Source organism: Paenibacillus sp. J31R98 (genome assembly GCF_056269245.1).
Genome location: NZ_JBWDNO010000007.1, coordinates 35,339 through 50,159 on the forward strand (window position 1 = coordinate 35,339; position 14,821 = coordinate 50,159).

Annotated in this window: 15 protein-coding genes; 2 read left to right on the forward strand and 13 right to left on the reverse strand. The window is 51.3% G+C overall.

Translation table 11 applies throughout. From position 1 onward, the window contains the following. Nucleotides 1–85: 85 nt before the first annotated feature. The 6 genes from AC0YNX_RS22760 to ilvB form a co-directional block, all read right to left on the reverse strand. Nucleotides 86–751: a response regulator transcription factor gene (locus AC0YNX_RS22760; protein ID WP_475818008.1), complete on the reverse strand. Its 666-nt coding sequence runs from the start codon at nt 749–751 to the stop codon at nt 86–88. Continuing rightward, nucleotides 741–2,114, reverse strand: a complete 1,374-nt coding sequence (locus tag AC0YNX_RS22765; RefSeq protein WP_475818009.1) for a sensor histidine kinase — start codon at nt 2,112–2,114, stop codon at nt 741–743. Before AC0YNX_RS22765 ends, AC0YNX_RS22760 begins: the two co-directional genes overlap by 11 nt. 119 nt (nt 2,115–2,233) lie before the next feature. Beyond that, the gene (locus AC0YNX_RS22770; protein WP_475818010.1) at nt 2,234–3,778 is read right to left on the reverse strand and encodes a 2-isopropylmalate synthase; all 1,545 of its coding nucleotides are present in this window, start codon (nt 3,776–3,778) and stop codon (nt 2,234–2,236) included. Nucleotides 3,779–3,895: 117 nt separating this feature from the next. After that, nucleotides 3,896–4,888, reverse strand: coding sequence for a ketol-acid reductoisomerase (gene ilvC, locus AC0YNX_RS22775; protein ID WP_126019080.1), 993 nt, complete (start codon nt 4,886–4,888; stop codon nt 3,896–3,898). Nucleotides 4,889–5,110: 222 nt separating this feature from the next. Next, the gene (gene ilvN / locus AC0YNX_RS22780; RefSeq protein ID WP_475818011.1) at nt 5,111–5,596 is read right to left on the reverse strand and encodes an acetolactate synthase small subunit; all 486 of its coding nucleotides are present in this window, start codon (nt 5,594–5,596) and stop codon (nt 5,111–5,113) included. Continuing rightward, entirely contained in the window at nt 5,593–7,338 is a 1,746-nt protein-coding gene (gene ilvB / locus AC0YNX_RS22785) for a biosynthetic-type acetolactate synthase large subunit (protein WP_475818012.1), read from the reverse strand. The genes ilvN and ilvB overlap by 4 nt, the downstream gene beginning before the upstream one ends. Before the next feature lie 592 nt (nt 7,339–7,930). Between ilvB and AC0YNX_RS22790 the strand changes: the two genes are divergently transcribed. Next, the gene (locus tag AC0YNX_RS22790) at nt 7,931–8,374 is read left to right on the forward strand and encodes a GNAT family N-acetyltransferase (protein WP_475818013.1); all 444 of its coding nucleotides are present in this window, start codon (nt 7,931–7,933) and stop codon (nt 8,372–8,374) included. On the opposite strand, the gene AC0YNX_RS22795 is transcribed toward AC0YNX_RS22790, so the two are convergent. From AC0YNX_RS22795 to AC0YNX_RS22820, 6 genes are all read right to left on the reverse strand, one after another. Further along, nucleotides 8,375–8,806, reverse strand: coding sequence for a hypothetical protein (locus tag AC0YNX_RS22795; RefSeq protein WP_475818014.1), 432 nt, complete (start codon nt 8,804–8,806; stop codon nt 8,375–8,377). It lies immediately after the preceding gene. A 225-nt stretch (nt 8,807–9,031) separates the two neighbouring features. Further along, the gene (gene rplT, locus AC0YNX_RS22800; protein ID WP_475818015.1) at nt 9,032–9,391 is read right to left on the reverse strand and encodes a 50S ribosomal protein L20; all 360 of its coding nucleotides are present in this window, start codon (nt 9,389–9,391) and stop codon (nt 9,032–9,034) included. 48 nt (nt 9,392–9,439) lie between these two features. Next, on the reverse strand, nt 9,440–9,643 hold the full coding sequence (gene rpmI, locus AC0YNX_RS22805) for a 50S ribosomal protein L35 (RefSeq protein ID WP_126019090.1): 204 nt from the start codon (nt 9,641–9,643) through the stop codon (nt 9,440–9,442). A 27-nt stretch (nt 9,644–9,670) separates the two neighbouring features. Further along, nucleotides 9,671–10,213 (reverse strand): translation initiation factor IF-3, encoded by a 543-nt coding sequence (infC, locus tag AC0YNX_RS22810; RefSeq protein ID WP_475818016.1) that lies wholly within the window; start codon nt 10,211–10,213, stop codon nt 9,671–9,673. A gap of 384 nt (nt 10,214–10,597) precedes the next feature. Beyond that, nucleotides 10,598–11,836, reverse strand: a complete 1,239-nt coding sequence (locus AC0YNX_RS22815) for a glycosyltransferase family 2 protein (RefSeq protein WP_475818017.1) — start codon at nt 11,834–11,836, stop codon at nt 10,598–10,600. A gap of 324 nt (nt 11,837–12,160) precedes the next feature. Next, complete coding sequence (locus AC0YNX_RS22820) at nt 12,161–13,342, reverse strand: glycosyltransferase family 4 protein (RefSeq protein WP_475818018.1); 1,182 nt, start codon at nt 13,340–13,342, stop codon at nt 12,161–12,163. Nucleotides 13,343–13,560: 218 nt separating this feature from the next. On the opposite strand from AC0YNX_RS22820, the gene AC0YNX_RS22825 reads away from it, so the two are divergent. Beyond that, on the forward strand, nt 13,561–14,118 hold the full coding sequence (locus AC0YNX_RS22825; protein WP_475818019.1) for a phosphatase PAP2 family protein: 558 nt from the start codon (nt 13,561–13,563) through the stop codon (nt 14,116–14,118). Here the strand turns inward: AC0YNX_RS22825 and trmB are convergent. Further along, nucleotides 14,037–14,819 carry a tRNA (guanosine(46)-N7)-methyltransferase TrmB gene (gene trmB / locus AC0YNX_RS22830; RefSeq protein WP_475818020.1) on the reverse strand — a complete coding sequence of 261 codons (783 nt, stop codon included), beginning with the start codon at nt 14,817–14,819 and terminating at the stop codon, nt 14,037–14,039. The two genes, AC0YNX_RS22825 and trmB, sit on opposite strands and share 82 nt — an antisense overlap. Nucleotides 14,820–14,821: the final 2 nt, after the last annotated feature.

Consider the following 14,821-nt stretch of genomic DNA (forward strand, 5'->3'; position numbering starts at 1 on the left):
TGTACCATAACCGCCTTGGTATGACAAAGATATAATAGCTATGACTTTTATAGGCTGAGCATATAAAGGTGACGGAGCGTTCTTGTTAGAACAGCTCGTTGTCCTTCGCTCGCTGCGCGGCTTCTTTACTGCTTTTCCCGCCCACCTTACGCAAAATATTATTCACGTGGTTCTTCACCGTACGCAGCGACAGGAAAGACTTCTCCGCGATTTGCGTTTGGCTGTTGCCCTCATGAATCATCTTTAGCAGCTGCACCTCCGAAGGCGTCAGCATCCGCTTGAACTTATCGGTCTCATATTCGCGTTCAAGCCTCTTCAGGCGGCGGAATTCCTCCAACATTTGGCGTGCCGCAGAACTGTCGATCGAAGAGCGGTCAACCGCTGCGCATCGCACCGCTTCAGGTATGGCGGTGAAGTCCGACTTCACCAGGTAGTTCACGGCACCGGCGCGGAATGCCTCCACGACGAAGGCGCGATCCTCCATCGACGTTAGCATAATTATTTGTGCGCCGCTGCCGGACAGCTCGGAAGCAAGCCGCAGTCCATCCGGGCTATCGGCGAGCATGATGTCTAGTAGAATGACGTCCGCTCCAGCAGTCGGCGCAATTGCAAGCGCGGCTTCAGCGTTATCGGCTTCACCTATCACTTGCATATCCGGCTGCCCATTCAAATACGCAGACAGTCCTCTGCGCCAATCCGGGTCATCCTCTATTAGCATGATGCGGATTAACGTTTCTTCGTTATGTGCCATCGTACGCCTGCGCCCCCTTCTTTCTTACCGCGCGAAAATGGAACCGCACAATCGTGCCCGCTCCCGCTTCGCTGCTAATCCGCAGCTCGCCGCCTTGCCTGTGCATCAGCTGATAGCAGTAGGCAAGCCCGAGTCCGAAGTTCATCGTCTTGCCGCTCTTCGTCGTGAAGAACGGCTCAATGACCTTGCGCAGCTGCGACCTCTCGATTCCGACGCCTGTATCCGTGATCTCAATCGTGCTGCCTCGTTTGCCGGCAATAACAGCTGCCGTCAACTGACCGCCGCCGGGCATCGCATCAATGGCGTTCTGCAGTACATTATGGATCGCCTCAGATGTTTGCGCTGCATCCGCAATCGCAAACGCCTTGTCGTCATAGTGTGTTGTTATCGTGATGCCTCTCGCTGCTGCATCGTTCGAGAGAGCTGCGACCTGCTCCTGCACAAGCGAGGCCAAGCTCACTTCACGCAGCTGCAATTGCAGCTCCTGTGTCCGTTCATGTACGCTGCGGATCATCGCCTCGACATGCTGTGCGGCTGAGCTGATTACGCTGATATCCGCTTGCAGCTCCGCATTTGCTCCGGCTTCTCGCTTTATTTTGTCCGTGAACAGCTTCATCTTGCCGATATCGTTCTTGATCGCATGGTTCAACATCGCCGTCCCGCTCGTGATCGCTCGCAGCGAGTAGTTCAGCTGGCGACGCTCAATGAGCAGCTGCACGCCGAGGAAGCCGAAATTGAACAGCGCAACGATAAAGATGACGAAGGCAAAACCAATCGGATATACATTGTACCGCCACATCCGGTACAGACCGAGCAGCGGCAGCACGTAATTCATCGTCACTGCAGCAAGGACAGCAGGCATCACCGCTACGAGCAGAATGCCATGCGCTCTGCGTTCGGCAGGATGAACATGCTTCTTCGTCAGCAGCAATATGGCGCCTAGTAAGAAGTATGGAACTGCCCATATCGCGAGCAGGTTGTAGTGCACCGGATAGTCCTCCGCAATCGGCAGTGCAAGCATCCCAAGCGGAAGCAGTAGTGCAAGCAGCGGCATGCGCCGTGACAGCCTCTCCGGCAGCAGCTCCGCATGATATGATGCTCCGAAGCATAGGAACCCGTACGGCAAGCCGTAGTAGCTCGTCCATGAGCAGCAGCGTTGAATGATGCGCAGCACATGCTCGCCTGCTGTGTCGATGTCGCCGCTTGCAAGCAGCGTGACGATCCAGCCTTCCAGCACGGATGCAAGTGCGCCCATCCCTCCGCAGAAGGAGACGAAGCTTAGCCAGCGTCCGGCGGCATTCCGGCGATTCGCCGCGATTAGCAGCGCCGAGGCAATCCATAGTACGATCCATACGAATAGCATCTGACTTGTTGTCCCCCGGTTCGCTATTTTTCATTATTATACCATGGCGTTCACATCCGCTATAGCGCAAAAAAACGCTCCGGCTATCCCTATAAGGATGACCGGAGCGTTTCATTCAGTTAGATCAGGCTCATTTTGTCGCGTCGGCCCGGAGACTTCCGCTTCTCAATTAACCGGTTCAAAGCGTCAATGTATGCACGCGCGCTTGCTTCGAGAATATCCGTGCTCAGGCCGCGACCTTGCGCAGATACTTCATCTTGCTTCAGCACAACATGCACTTCGCCGAGCGCATCTTTGCCGTGCGATACGGACTTGATGGAGTAGTCCTCTAGCTCAACATTCTCCGTCGTTAAGCCGTCGATTGCGTTGTAAATCGCATCTACAGAGCCGTTGCCTTCTGCAGTTTGCTCTTTCACTTCGCCTTCCGCCGTACGAACGCGGATTGTAGCGCTTGGTACCGACTTGTTGCCATAGCTGACTTCAATCGTCTCAAGCGAATACACTTCCGGCGAGTCCGTCAGCTTCTCTTCGAGCATCGCGCGGATGTCTTCGTCCATGACGTTCTTCTTCTTGTCTGCGAGGTCTTTGAACTTCGCGAAAGCAGTGTTCACTGCTTCTTCGTCCAACTCGTAGCCAAGATCGATCAGCTTCTCACGGAATGCCGCACGGCCGGAGTGCTTGCCAAGCACGAGCTTGGAATCGCGAAGGCCGATTGTCTCTGGAGAAATGATCTCATACGTCGTCTTCTCTTTCAGCATGCCGTCCTGGTGGATACCGGACTCATGTGCGAACGCGTTCGCGCCGACAATCGCCTTGTTGCCTGGAACGACCATGCCTGTCAGCTTGCTAACAAGACGGCTTGTCTTCGCAATTTCTTTCAGGTTCAGCGTCGTTGTCGCACCGAAGAAGTCTGCGCGAGTCGCAAGCGCCATCGCCACTTCCTCAATCGCCGTATTACCAGCACGCTCGCCGATACCGTTAATCGTACCCTCGATCTGGTCAGCGCCATTCAGAATTGCAGCCAGCGCATTCGCTGTCGCCATGCCAAGATCGTCATGACAGTGAGCGCTGAGTTGGATCTTCTCGATGCCCGGCACTTGCTCTTTGAGCGTCTTGAAGATATGACCGTATTCGGAAGGGTTCATATAACCGACCGTATCCGGAATATTAACGACACTCGCGCCTGCGCGAATCGCCATATCCGTTACTTGGCATAAGAAATCAAGCTCGGTACGGCCTGCATCCTCCGCCGAAAATTCGATTTTGCTAAAATATTGCTTCGCATACCGGATCGCACGCTCCGCTGTTTCCAGCACCTGTTCCTTCTCCATGCGCAGCTTGTGCTTGCGGTGGATCGGGCTCGTCGCGAGGAACAGATGCAAGCAAGGATCTTGCGCGCCCTTCAGCGCTTCAACCACTGCATCGATGTCCTGCTCGCGGGAACGCGCCAGACCGATGACAGAGGCATTCTTGACCGCGCGGGCAACAGCGTTCACCGCAGCCAGATCGCCCGGGGAAGCCGCTGGGAAGCCGGCTTCGATCCGATCAACGCCCAGCTTCTCTAGCTGGTAAGCGATCTCAAGCTTTTCCTTCGTATTCAAGTTCACGCCAGGAGATTGCTCACCGTCACGAAGCGTCGTATCGAAAATATAAATTTTACGCATTAGCTGCACCTCGAGCCTCAAGAATTATTTGTTCCCGGATAGCGAAACGGCCCTGACGCCTCCTAGGGGAGACGCAGGGACCGGTACGCTTATCCGGGCATTATACGTTCAGGAAAATTATTTCTTGATCCAGTGCATCAATTCACGAAGTTGACCGCCAACCACTTCGATTGGGTGAGCTGCTTCGTTACGGCGAGTTGCTGTCATGAATGCATTGTTCGATTGGTTCTCCAAGATGAAGTCGCGAGCGAATTTACCTTGTTGGATATCAGTCAGAACGGCTTTCATCGCTTTCTTCGTCTCGTCAGTAACGATACGAGGACCAGTTACATAGTCGCCGTATTCAGCTGTGTTCGAGATGGAGTCGCGCATTGTAGCAAGACCGCCTTCATACATCAGGTCAACGATGAGCTTCAGCTCATGCAGACACTCGAAGTATGCCATTTCTGGAGCGTAGCCAGCTTCAACCAATGTTTCGAAACCTGCTTTAACGAGTGCAGTAGCACCGCCGCAGAGAACTGCTTGCTCACCGAACAAGTCTGTTTCTGTTTCTTCTTTGAAGGAAGTTTCGATAACGCCTGCACGAGTACAGCCGATACCTTTTGCATATGCAAGACCGATTGCTTTCGCGTTGCCAGTAGCGTCCTGCTCGATAGCGATCAGGCCAGGAACGCCGAAGCCTTCCACGTACGTACGACGAACCATGTGGCCCGGCGATTTAGGAGCAACGAGCAATACGTCTGTATCTTTACGAGGTTTGATTTGACCAAAGTGAACGTTGAAACCGTGGGAGAACATCAGAGCTGCGCCTTGTTTCAGGTTCGGCTCGATTTCTTCTTTGTACACGCGTGCTTGAGTCTCGTCCGGCATCAAGATTTGAACAACATCAGCAAGCTTTACAGCTTCGCTAACTGCCAGAACTTCGAAACCGTCGTTCTTAGCTTTCTCTGCGGATTTACCAGGGCGAAGGCCGATGATGACTTTCAGACCGCTGTCGCGCAAGTTTTGTGCTTGAGCATGACCTTGACTACCGTAACCGATAACTGCGATTGTTTTGCTTTGCAGAACGCTTTGGTCTGCATCTTTTTCATAGTACAATGTAACTGCCATGTAAATGAAGCCTCCTTTAATTTAACCCTTTTGAGCGGGTGTTACAGAAGGGAGCTCGGCGGTGGCATATCTCAAGCAAGACCAGCATCAGCATTCACTTCAGCCTTGCTCCTGCGACATTCCCTCACTCTAACCCCCGCTCAAAAGCGGTGTGAACCTTATGATTGATCTTGCTGCCAAGACTTATTGCTAACTTTGACTGCTATCCTATGAACTTGTTATCTATCTAGCGTTGCCACGGACCATCGCCGTAACGCCCGTACGAGAAAGCTCGCGAATGCCATATGGCTTCATTAGCTCGATCATCGCATCAATCTTCTCGGAATCGCCAACGACTTGTACCATCAGCGAAGTTGTGCCGATATCAACAACTGCTGCGCGGAACGTCTCTACCACGCCAAGAATCTCTGGACGCGCAGTCGGATCAGCCGTTACTTTAATGAGCGCCAGCTCGCGGCCTACCATCGGATTCGCGCTAAGATCAACGACTTTAATAACGTCGATGAGCTTGTACAGCTGTTTCGTTACTTGCTCCAGCGTGTTGTCATCGCCGGTTGTAACGATGACCATCCGGGACAAGCCGGCTTCCTCACTTGTCCCGACGGTGATGCTCTCAATATTGAAGCCGCGGCGTCCGAACAATCCGGATACGCGTTGGAGGACGCCTGGCTGGTCGTTTACGAGTACTGCTACCGTATGTCTCTTCATTCCGCATCCCCCATTAACATTTGATCAATTGTGGAGCCTTGTGTAACCATCGGATACACGTTCTCGTGCTTGCGAACGACGAACTCCACAACTGCCGGACCATCATGATTCATTGCTTCTTGCCATACAGCGCGAGCATCTTCCTTGTTCGAAGCGCGGAAGCCGCGAACGCCGTAAGCTTCAGCCAATTTCACGAAATCCGGGCTGCCCGAAAGGTCGATATGGCTGTAACGGTTATCGTAGATCAGTTCCTGCCATTGGCGAACCATGCCGAGCACTTGATTGTTAATGATAACGACTTTAACCGGAATTTTGTTGATGGCACAGATCGCGAGCTCTTGCGCACACATCTGCATACCGCCGTCGCCGTTAATCGAGATAACGAGACGATCCGGGTTCGCCATCTGAGCACCGATTGCCGAAGGGAAGCCGAAGCCCATTGTTCCAAGACCGCCGGATGTTACCCACGAGCGCGGCTGCTTGAATTTGTAATACTGCGCTGCCCACATTTGGTGTTGGCCCACGTCAGTCGTTACAATTGCTTCACCTTTGGATTCCTCATACAGCATCTCGATAACCCATTGCGGCTTCAGTTCTACGTCCGAATCCGTGTAGCTGTAAGGCTTCTCTGCTTTGGAAGCAGCAAGCTTAGCGCGCCATGCATCAGCTTTCGCCGTATACTGCACTTCTTTGTTCACCAGTTGAAGCACTGTCTTCACATCGCCAACAATCGGAATGTCCGTCGGAACGTTCTTGCCGATCTCAGCTGGATCAATATCAACGTGAACGATCTTCGCCTTCGGCGCGAAGCCGGACAGCTTACCTGTTACGCGGTCATCGAAACGTGCGCCGATGTTGATCAGAAGGTCAGCATCTTGAATGGCTGTGTTCGAAGTGTACGTGCCGTGCATACCCGGCATGCCGAGCCACAGGTCTTCGCCGCTTGGGAAAGCGCCAAGTCCGAGCAATGTCGTCGTAACGGGAATACCCGACTTAATAATGAATTCGTGCAATTCTTCATGGCCACCGGAGTAAACAACGCCGCCGCCTGCCAATACGATCGGGCGCTCTGCTTCTGCGATTGCCTTGATCATCTTGTCAATTTGCAGCTTGTTCGGCGTTACTGTCGGGTTGTAGCCGCGGATATTCACTTCGGTTGCTGGCTCGAACAGCGTGAGCTCAGCCGAAACGTCCTTCGGAATATCGATCAATACCGGACCTTTACGGCCAGTGTTCGCGATATGGAACGCTTCATGAATGATACGAGGCAGATCCGCTGCCTTGCGCACCAGATAGCTGTGTTTCGTAATCGGCATCGTGATGCCTGTAATATCTGCTTCTTGGAATGCATCCGTTCCGATCAGCGAAGTCGCTACGTTGCCGGTAATGACGACAAGCGGCACCGAGTCCATATACGCAGTCGCGATCCCTGTGACGAGGTTTGTAGCTCCCGGTCCCGATGTTGCAATACATACGCCAACTTTACCGCTAGCCCGCGCATAACCGTCGGCCGCATGAATGGCGCCTTGCTCGTGACGGGTCAGCAGATGGTGGAAGTCCGAGAATCCATGCATAGCATCGTAGATGTACAATACTGCGCCGCCCGGGTAACCGAAGACGCACTCCACATCCTCCAGCACCAAGCTGCGAAGCAAAATTTCTGAACCGGTAATGACCTCCGGTTTCTTCAGGTTTTCTTTAATTTCTTCTTTTGACCTTAACGTTGCATGTTGAGCGTCCATTAAGTCGTCCTCCCTTCCAAGTGTAAACGGCTGTCGCCGACTTCTGACGGCAAGAGCTTAAGTTTGAATAAAACAAAAAAACCTTTCGTTCCTAGAGCGAGCATATCGCCTAGGGACGAAAGGTTTAGCTTCCGTGGTACCACCCAAATATGTTATACGCCTCACAGCGCATAACCTCATAAGGTTAGAACGAAGAATCGTTCTACCTTGGCACATTAACGTGTGCCTTACGATTTCCCCTAATGCGGTTCGCTTATGCGTTCCTTTTCAGGGAAACAGCTCCGAGGTGAGCTCGTTGGAAAGGGGTTTTGGCGTCGGTTTCAGCAGTTCCGAACGCTCTCTGGAGCAAAAGAGCCCTTAACACTTCGTCCTCTTCATAGCCGTTCACTTATTAGCTTATCGCTTATTATATGCGTACAGGTTTCATTCGTCAAGCAAAACAATGAACAAAAATTAATTACTTTCTGATATTTCAAAACTTAGGATCAACTTATTGTGAAAAAGTTATGTACCCTTATCTTCCACCCAATCGCGCGTCTTATGACATCCGCATAGAATGTAGAATCCTATTGGTCAGAAAGCAGGGTTCCCCATGATTCGAGACAGACGCGCTCGTATGGATGACGATGAAATTATCCGTCTCATTAAGTGCGAGCTCATTCCGCTCTCCCACACAGCCTCTCCACGAGACGCGCAAACGATACGCGAGCTGCCCCGGCGGCTTAGCGATGGTGTGACACTTGTCAGTTCCCGGTTCAAGTCCAGCTTGCCGCAAGGCTTCATTCATTTCTATACGCGAGGCGACCGACTGCTGCTCGATATGCTCGTCGTACATCCCAAGCATCGGGGCAAACAGATCGGTACGAAGCTCCTGTGCAAAGCCGAAGAGCTTGCGCGCAATGCTGGCTGCAGATCGGCTACCTTGTTCGTCGATTATTCCAATCCAAGAGCCCAGCGGCTCTATTCGCGGCTGGGCTTTCAGACTGTTCGAGCTTATCATGATCTTCGTTGTTACGAAATGTTAAAGCATCTCTGATTAATAGAAAGGCTGATTGTTGTAGCCGCCAAATTGCGGGCCGCATGTATCGCAGCCAGGTCCTCCTGGTCCTCCTGGTCCACCAATACCGCCTATTCCACCAACTCCGCCTGGGAATCCACCTGGGTAGCCGCCTGGATACCCTCCTGGGTAACCACCACCGCCGCCCCAGCCGCCTCCCCAGCCACCTCCCCAACCGCCGCCTGCGAGCAGGCCGATGACGAGCAGGTCGAACAGAACGAGCGGGATGATTGCTCTTGTTCCTGCTTTCTTATCAGCATCTAGCGGACTGACGAGAAGCTTACTATTATGGGCATGAACGAGCTTGCCGGTTACGACAGAGCCGTCCTTGCGGACTGCATAGATTGTTTTACCAACGAGCTGCTGCACTTGCTGCTGCGACACGCGTTGGCGTTGACGTTGACGTTGCATAATATCCCTCCTCTCAGCTTTAGACTACCAAGCTGCAATGACCTTCCACGGCAATTGACCATTACTGTCATCTGTCTCGAGAGTGTAAATGTCGTTGTCCTATACTCTATTCGCTAGCAGCAGTTTCCGCTTGTATCTTTGTCCCTATGACGTTTATCCAAAAAAAAGAGCGCCCTTCTGCATAGCAGAAAGGCGCTCTCTATCATGAAACGTATAAGCGGTAGCTTACGCGTTTACTTTTTGTTTTGCAAGGTTTGCGAACGAGTTGAACGAGTTGATATCGTTCACTGCAAGGTCAGCAAGCATTTTGCGGTTTACTTCAATGCCCGCAAGCTTCAAACCGTACATAAATTTGCTGTAGGACAGGCCGTTTTGGCGAGCTGCAGCATTGATACGAACGATCCACAGTTTGCGGATGTCACGTTTGTGTTGACGACGGTCACGGTATGCATAAAGCAAGGATTTCATTACTTGCTCTTTCGCTGTTTTAAACAGGCGATGCTTTGAACCGAAATAACCTTTCGCTAGCTTCAAAATTCTTTTACGACGACGTGCGCGGACGAATCCGCCTTTAACTCTTGCCATGAGTAGAAACCTCCCGAGTAATATTTATACGAAATTAGATCGTTCTAATTAACCTTTGATGTTTGCAAGGCCTTGTTGCAGACGTTTGTAATCGCCGTTAGCCAAGTTTGGTTGAGTGTTCAGTACACGCTTCTGACGGGACGATTTACCGGAAAGAAGGTGGTTTTTGTAAGCTTTGTAACGAATTACTTTACCTGTACCTGTGATTTTGAAACGGTCTTTAAGACTGCTGTGTGTTTTCATTTTAGGCATGTGATGATCCTCCTCAATGATTGATTATTAAGTCGCCTTCGGTGCTAGAATCATGATCATGCTACGGCCCTCAAGCTTCGGTACACGCTCCATGACGCACAAATCAGCCACTTCTGTTGCAAGCCGATCCAGAATCTTCTGACCGACTGATGCATGTGTAATTTCACGTCCGCGGAAACGAACAGAACATTTCACTTTATCGCCTTCACCCAGAAACTTCACGACATTCCGGAATTTCGTTTGGTAGTCGTTCTCGTCAATGTTAGCACGGAACCAAACTTCTTTCGTGTCTACAATTTTCTGATTCTTGCGCGCTTCTTTATCTTTCTTCTGCTGCTCATAACGGAATTTGCCATAGTCCATGATTCTGCACACCGGCGGCTTCGCTGTCGGTGCAACGTTCACCAGGTCCATGTTCAAATCGATTGCCAATTGCAGTGCTTCGCGGAAAGGCTTAATGCCAAGTTGCTCGCCCTCTGCACCGACGACGCGCACTTCTCTGGCCCGAATTTCATCGTTGATTTGATGTTCCCTGCTAATAACCTGCCACCTCCAAAAATTATGAATCAAGCAAAAACACCTTTGCCGGGTATTAGCCAGGCAAAAAACAAAAAATGCGGATCCGCTGAGGACCCGCATTCCAATAACCAAGATCGTAGGCTTTCAAAAGCAACATGATGTTGCTGCCGGTTACAATCAATGATCGCGAACCATTCAGCCATTGGCCGAGTAGGTGAGAAGCGGGTGCTTCTGCTTGTGCGTACACATCTTATGAGGTTGTTCAAGAGATGTTACTGAAATAATATAGCACGGTGTAGATTTAGCTGTCAAGCTGTTTGTTAGGCATATGAGGCGAAGCATCGAAATTGCGAATGGGAACGACTTTTGTGCGCAGCACAACGGGAGTGATCATCGCAATGTTCGATACGTAGCACGACACCATGCATACTAAATCTAAATCTGCTTGCTCTGCACTTCATCCAGACGAAGCACACGCGTATGCTGCGTATGGCTCCATTGCTTGTTGTTCTGCGTGAAGAATGCATAGCATGTGATCGGCAGCCACGAAAGCTGGAAGAACACCATGGAGAACAGGTGCGCGTACATTTTTGGCGACTTGATGCCTTCGAGCGCCATAACAAGCGGGAACATAATCGCCGTCAGGAAGATCGCCAGCGGCGCAAGCCAGCTCGGCGCGTAATAATAAATCGATGTAAATATATTGTCTGCCGGAATGATGTTATCCATCCAGAGCATCGCTGTTACGATAAAACCAAGGAACGTATTGTAAACCGATATCGAGTACAGCGCCGCGTCGAATTTCACGAAGCTGCGTTCTTTGATACTCGCCCAGAGCAGCGGGAAGAAATAGCTGCGGGCTACAGTAAAGTGACCCTGCATCCAGCGCAGGCGCTGTCTGGACGAAGCCTTGAAGCTTAGCGGTTTCTCGTCATATACTTTCGCATCGTAGTTCAGAACAGGATGAATGCCGCGCTTCACGCAGCGCATCGAGAACTCCAAGTCTTCTACGAGGCTTGTTGCTCCCCAGCCCATTTCCTTAAGCAGGCCGGCTTCGAAGCACATGCCCGTGCCGCCAAGGTAGTTGGCCATGTTCAAGTTTCTACGGGACAGCTGCCACAGACGGTTGCAATACCAGTAAGTGATTGCATACGAAGCGGTAACCCACGAATCTGTAGGATTCTTCGTATCCAAGTAACCTTGGATGACCTTACGGCCTTCGCACAGGTCGTTATTCATATGAATCAAGAAGTCATTGCCGACCAGGTTATCTGCGTCGAACATGACAATACCGTCATATTGGCGAGGCATTGCCCACAGTTCCTTCAGCATCCACTCAATAGCGTGGCCTTTGCCGCGAAGATGCGGATTCTTGCGCTCCATCGCATGAACGCCCATGCTGCGCGCGATGTCTGCCGTATTGTCCGTGCAGTTATCGCAAATTACAAAGATATCGTAAAGCTCTTTCGGGTAGTCGAGGTTCTTCAAATTCTCGATCAGCGCCCCAACGACTTGCGCTTCATTGTGAGCTGCGACGAGAACCGCGAACGACTTCTGCGGATCATGCTTCGTTTCCTTCCGTTTCCTTACAATTCCGAACAAGGAAATAACAAACTGATACACGCCGACAAACGCCAGAAAGACTTGAAACATAATAATAATCGTGTTGAACATTAACTTGTACTGCCCCCTTGAGACCCCATTTTTATCTTCTCTCTAGTTTTTGTATACGTTCTTTATTCTTGGTGACTGTGGCCGCGGCTCTGTTTTTTTATTTATACCGCAACCTTAATGATTTTCCACACAATGCGTCTGTTTGTCAAAAGTAGAAATTGCCTTTCAAGCGCCAATAAATCGGAGAAAAGCGCTTGCATTGGGACTTTAACGGAAGGTAATGCTGCTTTCCTGCCATTTCACCCGTATTTCATACATTTACAATTAATTCACTGCACTCACTCTCAATAAAACGATTTTAAAAGCGATTTGGTTTCGTCCGAGTCATCTGCCAATGTGACGAATTGATGAACTTATAGCCGGCTGCAGTGCCGCCTGCTCCATGTTCGATAGCAGTTCCTCGAATATGGCGTCCCAAGATTGTCTCATACTGTGCGCAAGACCTCTTGCGACCAACCTTTTTCTCAGTTCTTGATCAAGATAGACACGCTCTAACGCCTCGCAGAACGCTTCAGCATTACCCGGCTCGCAGAGCAGTCCGTTCCACTCGTGATTGACCGTATCGACGACACCGCCGCTGTCTGCACAGATGACTGGCGTGCCGCATGCCATCGCTTCAAGCACGACATTACCGAACGTTTCCGTTGGCGAAGGGAACAGCAATACATCCGCTGCCGCATACCACTGTTGAAGTTTCGGCATGCCCGTAAAGCCAAGGAACCGCGTGTTAATGCCCTCGCGCGTCGCCTGCTGCTTCAGCTGCTGCATCTGCGGACCGTCTCCGGCCAGCACGAATACGGCATCTCGATTCACCTCACGCTGGAACTTTGCGAATGCAGCTACGGCTGTATCCACATTTTTCTCCGGGGCCATCCTGCCAACATAGAGAACGACAAACTGATGGCCTGCAATCCCTTGATCCGCGAGCAGTGCAGGTCGATCAACAATCGGATGAAAATGCTTCGTTTCGATGCCGCGTGTCCATACTGTGAGACGTTCCTCATCCCAGCCGCGCTCAGCAAGACCATGCAAAGTCGAGGCGGAAGGCACGAAGATGCGCCTGCAGTCCTGATGGAACCATTCAAGGTACCTCCATAACATCTTAACCATCCAATGGATATTGTAAAACGCCAAATAACGGTCAAAATGAGTATGATATGAAGCAACCAGCGGAATGTGGTGTTTTCGGGCATAATGAACGCCGCAAAGGCCCATGTTGAACGGCGTTGCGACGTGGATTAAGGTGGGCTGAAATTGCTCCAGCGCTCGACGCATATGAAGAGGATTCGGCAGCGCGAGGCGGCATTCCGGATAGAGGACGAAGGGCATGCTCATGAACCGTTCCACGAACGGCGAGGATTCCCGCTGGGCGACGGCTGCAGGATTCGGGGCAAATACTAGGCAAGGAATATCCCGCTTGCGCAGAAAATGTTCCCATTTCTCAAGGGTTCGCGCCACTCCGTTGACATCGGGTGCATAAGTGTCTGTAAACAAGGCAAGACGCATATCTTATCGCCTCCATTTGCTTATGCCGCGATTTGCGCAGCCAGCTTATACTACCAGTATATGGAGGCTGTATTACCGCCATATCAATTGTTCATGAAGGGATCGTTAAGAATTCATAATCGCTTATCAAACCGTTGATATGGCGCAAACAATTTCCCGTTACACTGGATCCAAGGCACAGGATGACGATAGCCGTTTACAACTGGGAGGGAAAAAGAATGGTCAATATGATGTTCTGGGTCCTTACGCATGATCAGCGTTTATTAATGTGGGCAAACCGCAGGCCGTCGCATCGAGGACTTAACGTGTGGCTTAGCAGATGGCTCGGTACGATTACGCATACAGGCGGAGCAACGTTTACGCTCACCACTGCTATGCTAATCGCCCTGCTTGGATCAGGCTCCTGGAGCACCGCGGGCTGGCAATCCCTAACCGCTACCGCAATCAGCCATATTCCTGTCGCAATCGTGAAACGCAAGTTCAGCCGGCTGCGCCCCTATCAAGCCCTCGCAAGCGTGAATGCATGCAAAAAGCCGCTATGCGACTCCTCTTTCCCATGGGGTCACACAACGGCTATATTCGCTTGGCTGATGCCATGGTTGTTCATTGATGCAGCACTGCTTCCGATTCTGCTGCCAATCGCCATCTTATTAGGCATATCCGTAGGCTGGTCACGGATGTACCTCGGCTTGCATTATCCTTCCGACGTTGCTGTCGGCGCCATACTCGGCTCGTCCACTTCATTATTGATCTCTGCTTCTTGGTCCTTCTTCTGAGCAGCGAGCTTCGCTTCTTTATGCGCCGCAATGGCTTTCTCGCCGATAACGACTTCAACGCGGTGAATGTTGTTGCCGCGCTCCACGAATTTCGACTCATATTCCGTCAGCACGAGGTCATCGCGCAGCGTTTCCTTGTGAAGATGAAGTGCAATATTACGCATATGAAGCTCCATATCCGCAAAGCTGTTGAGCGAGAATTCAAATAACGACTGCGAGTCTGTCTTGAAATGAATTTCCCCGTACTCGTTAAGAATCTCCATATATTTGGCCACGAAGCGAGGGTGCGTGAGCCTTCTGCGCGCATGCTTCGCTTTCGGCCACGGATCACTGAAGTTCAGATGAATACGCTGAATTTCGTCAGGCGCGAACATATTCTCAATGCCTTCGATATTTGCGCGCAGCAGCGCGAGGTTCGGCGGGCTGTCTACCCCCTGCGCTTCCCATGCTGCTCTAGCTTTGTCGCTGGCGCGACGGATAAGCTCGTCGTACATGTCGACGCCAATAAAGTTAATATGCGGATTGCGCACGCTCATGTCGCTGATGAAGCGGCCTTTCCCCATGCCAAGCTCAATATAAATCGGATTGTCATTGCCGAAGAACTCCTTCCAGCGGCCTTTGTGCGGCGCTGCATCCAGTACGACAAGCTCCGGCTGTGCTTCGATACTTTCCAAAATTCCTTTTCTTCCTCTAAGACGCATAT

Bases quoted from the DNA above. Each gene is read 5' to 3' on its own strand.
- AC0YNX_RS22760 (WP_475818008.1), bottom strand. From the start codon at position 751: ATGGCACATAACGAAGAAACGTTAATCCGCATCATGCTAATAGAGGAT.
- AC0YNX_RS22765 (WP_475818009.1), bottom strand. From the start codon at position 2,114: ATGCTATTCGTATGGATCGTACTATGGATTGCCTCGGCGCTGCTAATC.
- AC0YNX_RS22770 (WP_475818010.1), bottom strand. From the start codon at position 3,778: ATGCGTAAAATTTATATTTTCGATACGACGCTTCGTGACGGTGAGCAA.
- ilvC (WP_126019080.1), bottom strand. From the start codon at position 4,888: ATGGCAGTTACATTGTACTATGAAAAAGATGCAGACCAAAGCGTTCTG.
- ilvN (WP_475818011.1), bottom strand. From the start codon at position 5,596: ATGAAGAGACATACGGTAGCAGTACTCGTAAACGACCAGCCAGGCGTC.
- ilvB (WP_475818012.1), bottom strand. From the start codon at position 7,338: ATGGACGCTCAACATGCAACGTTAAGGTCAAAAGAAGAAATTAAAGAA.
- AC0YNX_RS22790 (WP_475818013.1), top strand. From the start codon at position 7,931: ATGATTCGAGACAGACGCGCTCGTATGGATGACGATGAAATTATCCGT.
- AC0YNX_RS22795 (WP_475818014.1), bottom strand. From the start codon at position 8,806: ATGCAACGTCAACGTCAACGCCAACGCGTGTCGCAGCAGCAAGTGCAG.
- rplT (WP_475818015.1), bottom strand. From the start codon at position 9,391: ATGGCAAGAGTTAAAGGCGGATTCGTCCGCGCACGTCGTCGTAAAAGA.
- rpmI (WP_126019090.1), bottom strand. From the start codon at position 9,643: ATGCCTAAAATGAAAACACACAGCAGTCTTAAAGACCGTTTCAAAATC.
- AC0YNX_RS22815 (WP_475818017.1), bottom strand. From the start codon at position 11,836: ATGTTCAACACGATTATTATTATGTTTCAAGTCTTTCTGGCGTTTGTC.
- AC0YNX_RS22820 (WP_475818018.1), bottom strand. From the start codon at position 13,342: ATGCGTCTTGCCTTGTTTACAGACACTTATGCACCCGATGTCAACGGA.
- AC0YNX_RS22825 (WP_475818019.1), top strand. From the start codon at position 13,561: ATGGTCAATATGATGTTCTGGGTCCTTACGCATGATCAGCGTTTATTA.
- trmB (WP_475818020.1), bottom strand. From the start codon at position 14,819: ATGCGTCTTAGAGGAAGAAAAGGAATTTTGGAAAGTATCGAAGCACAG.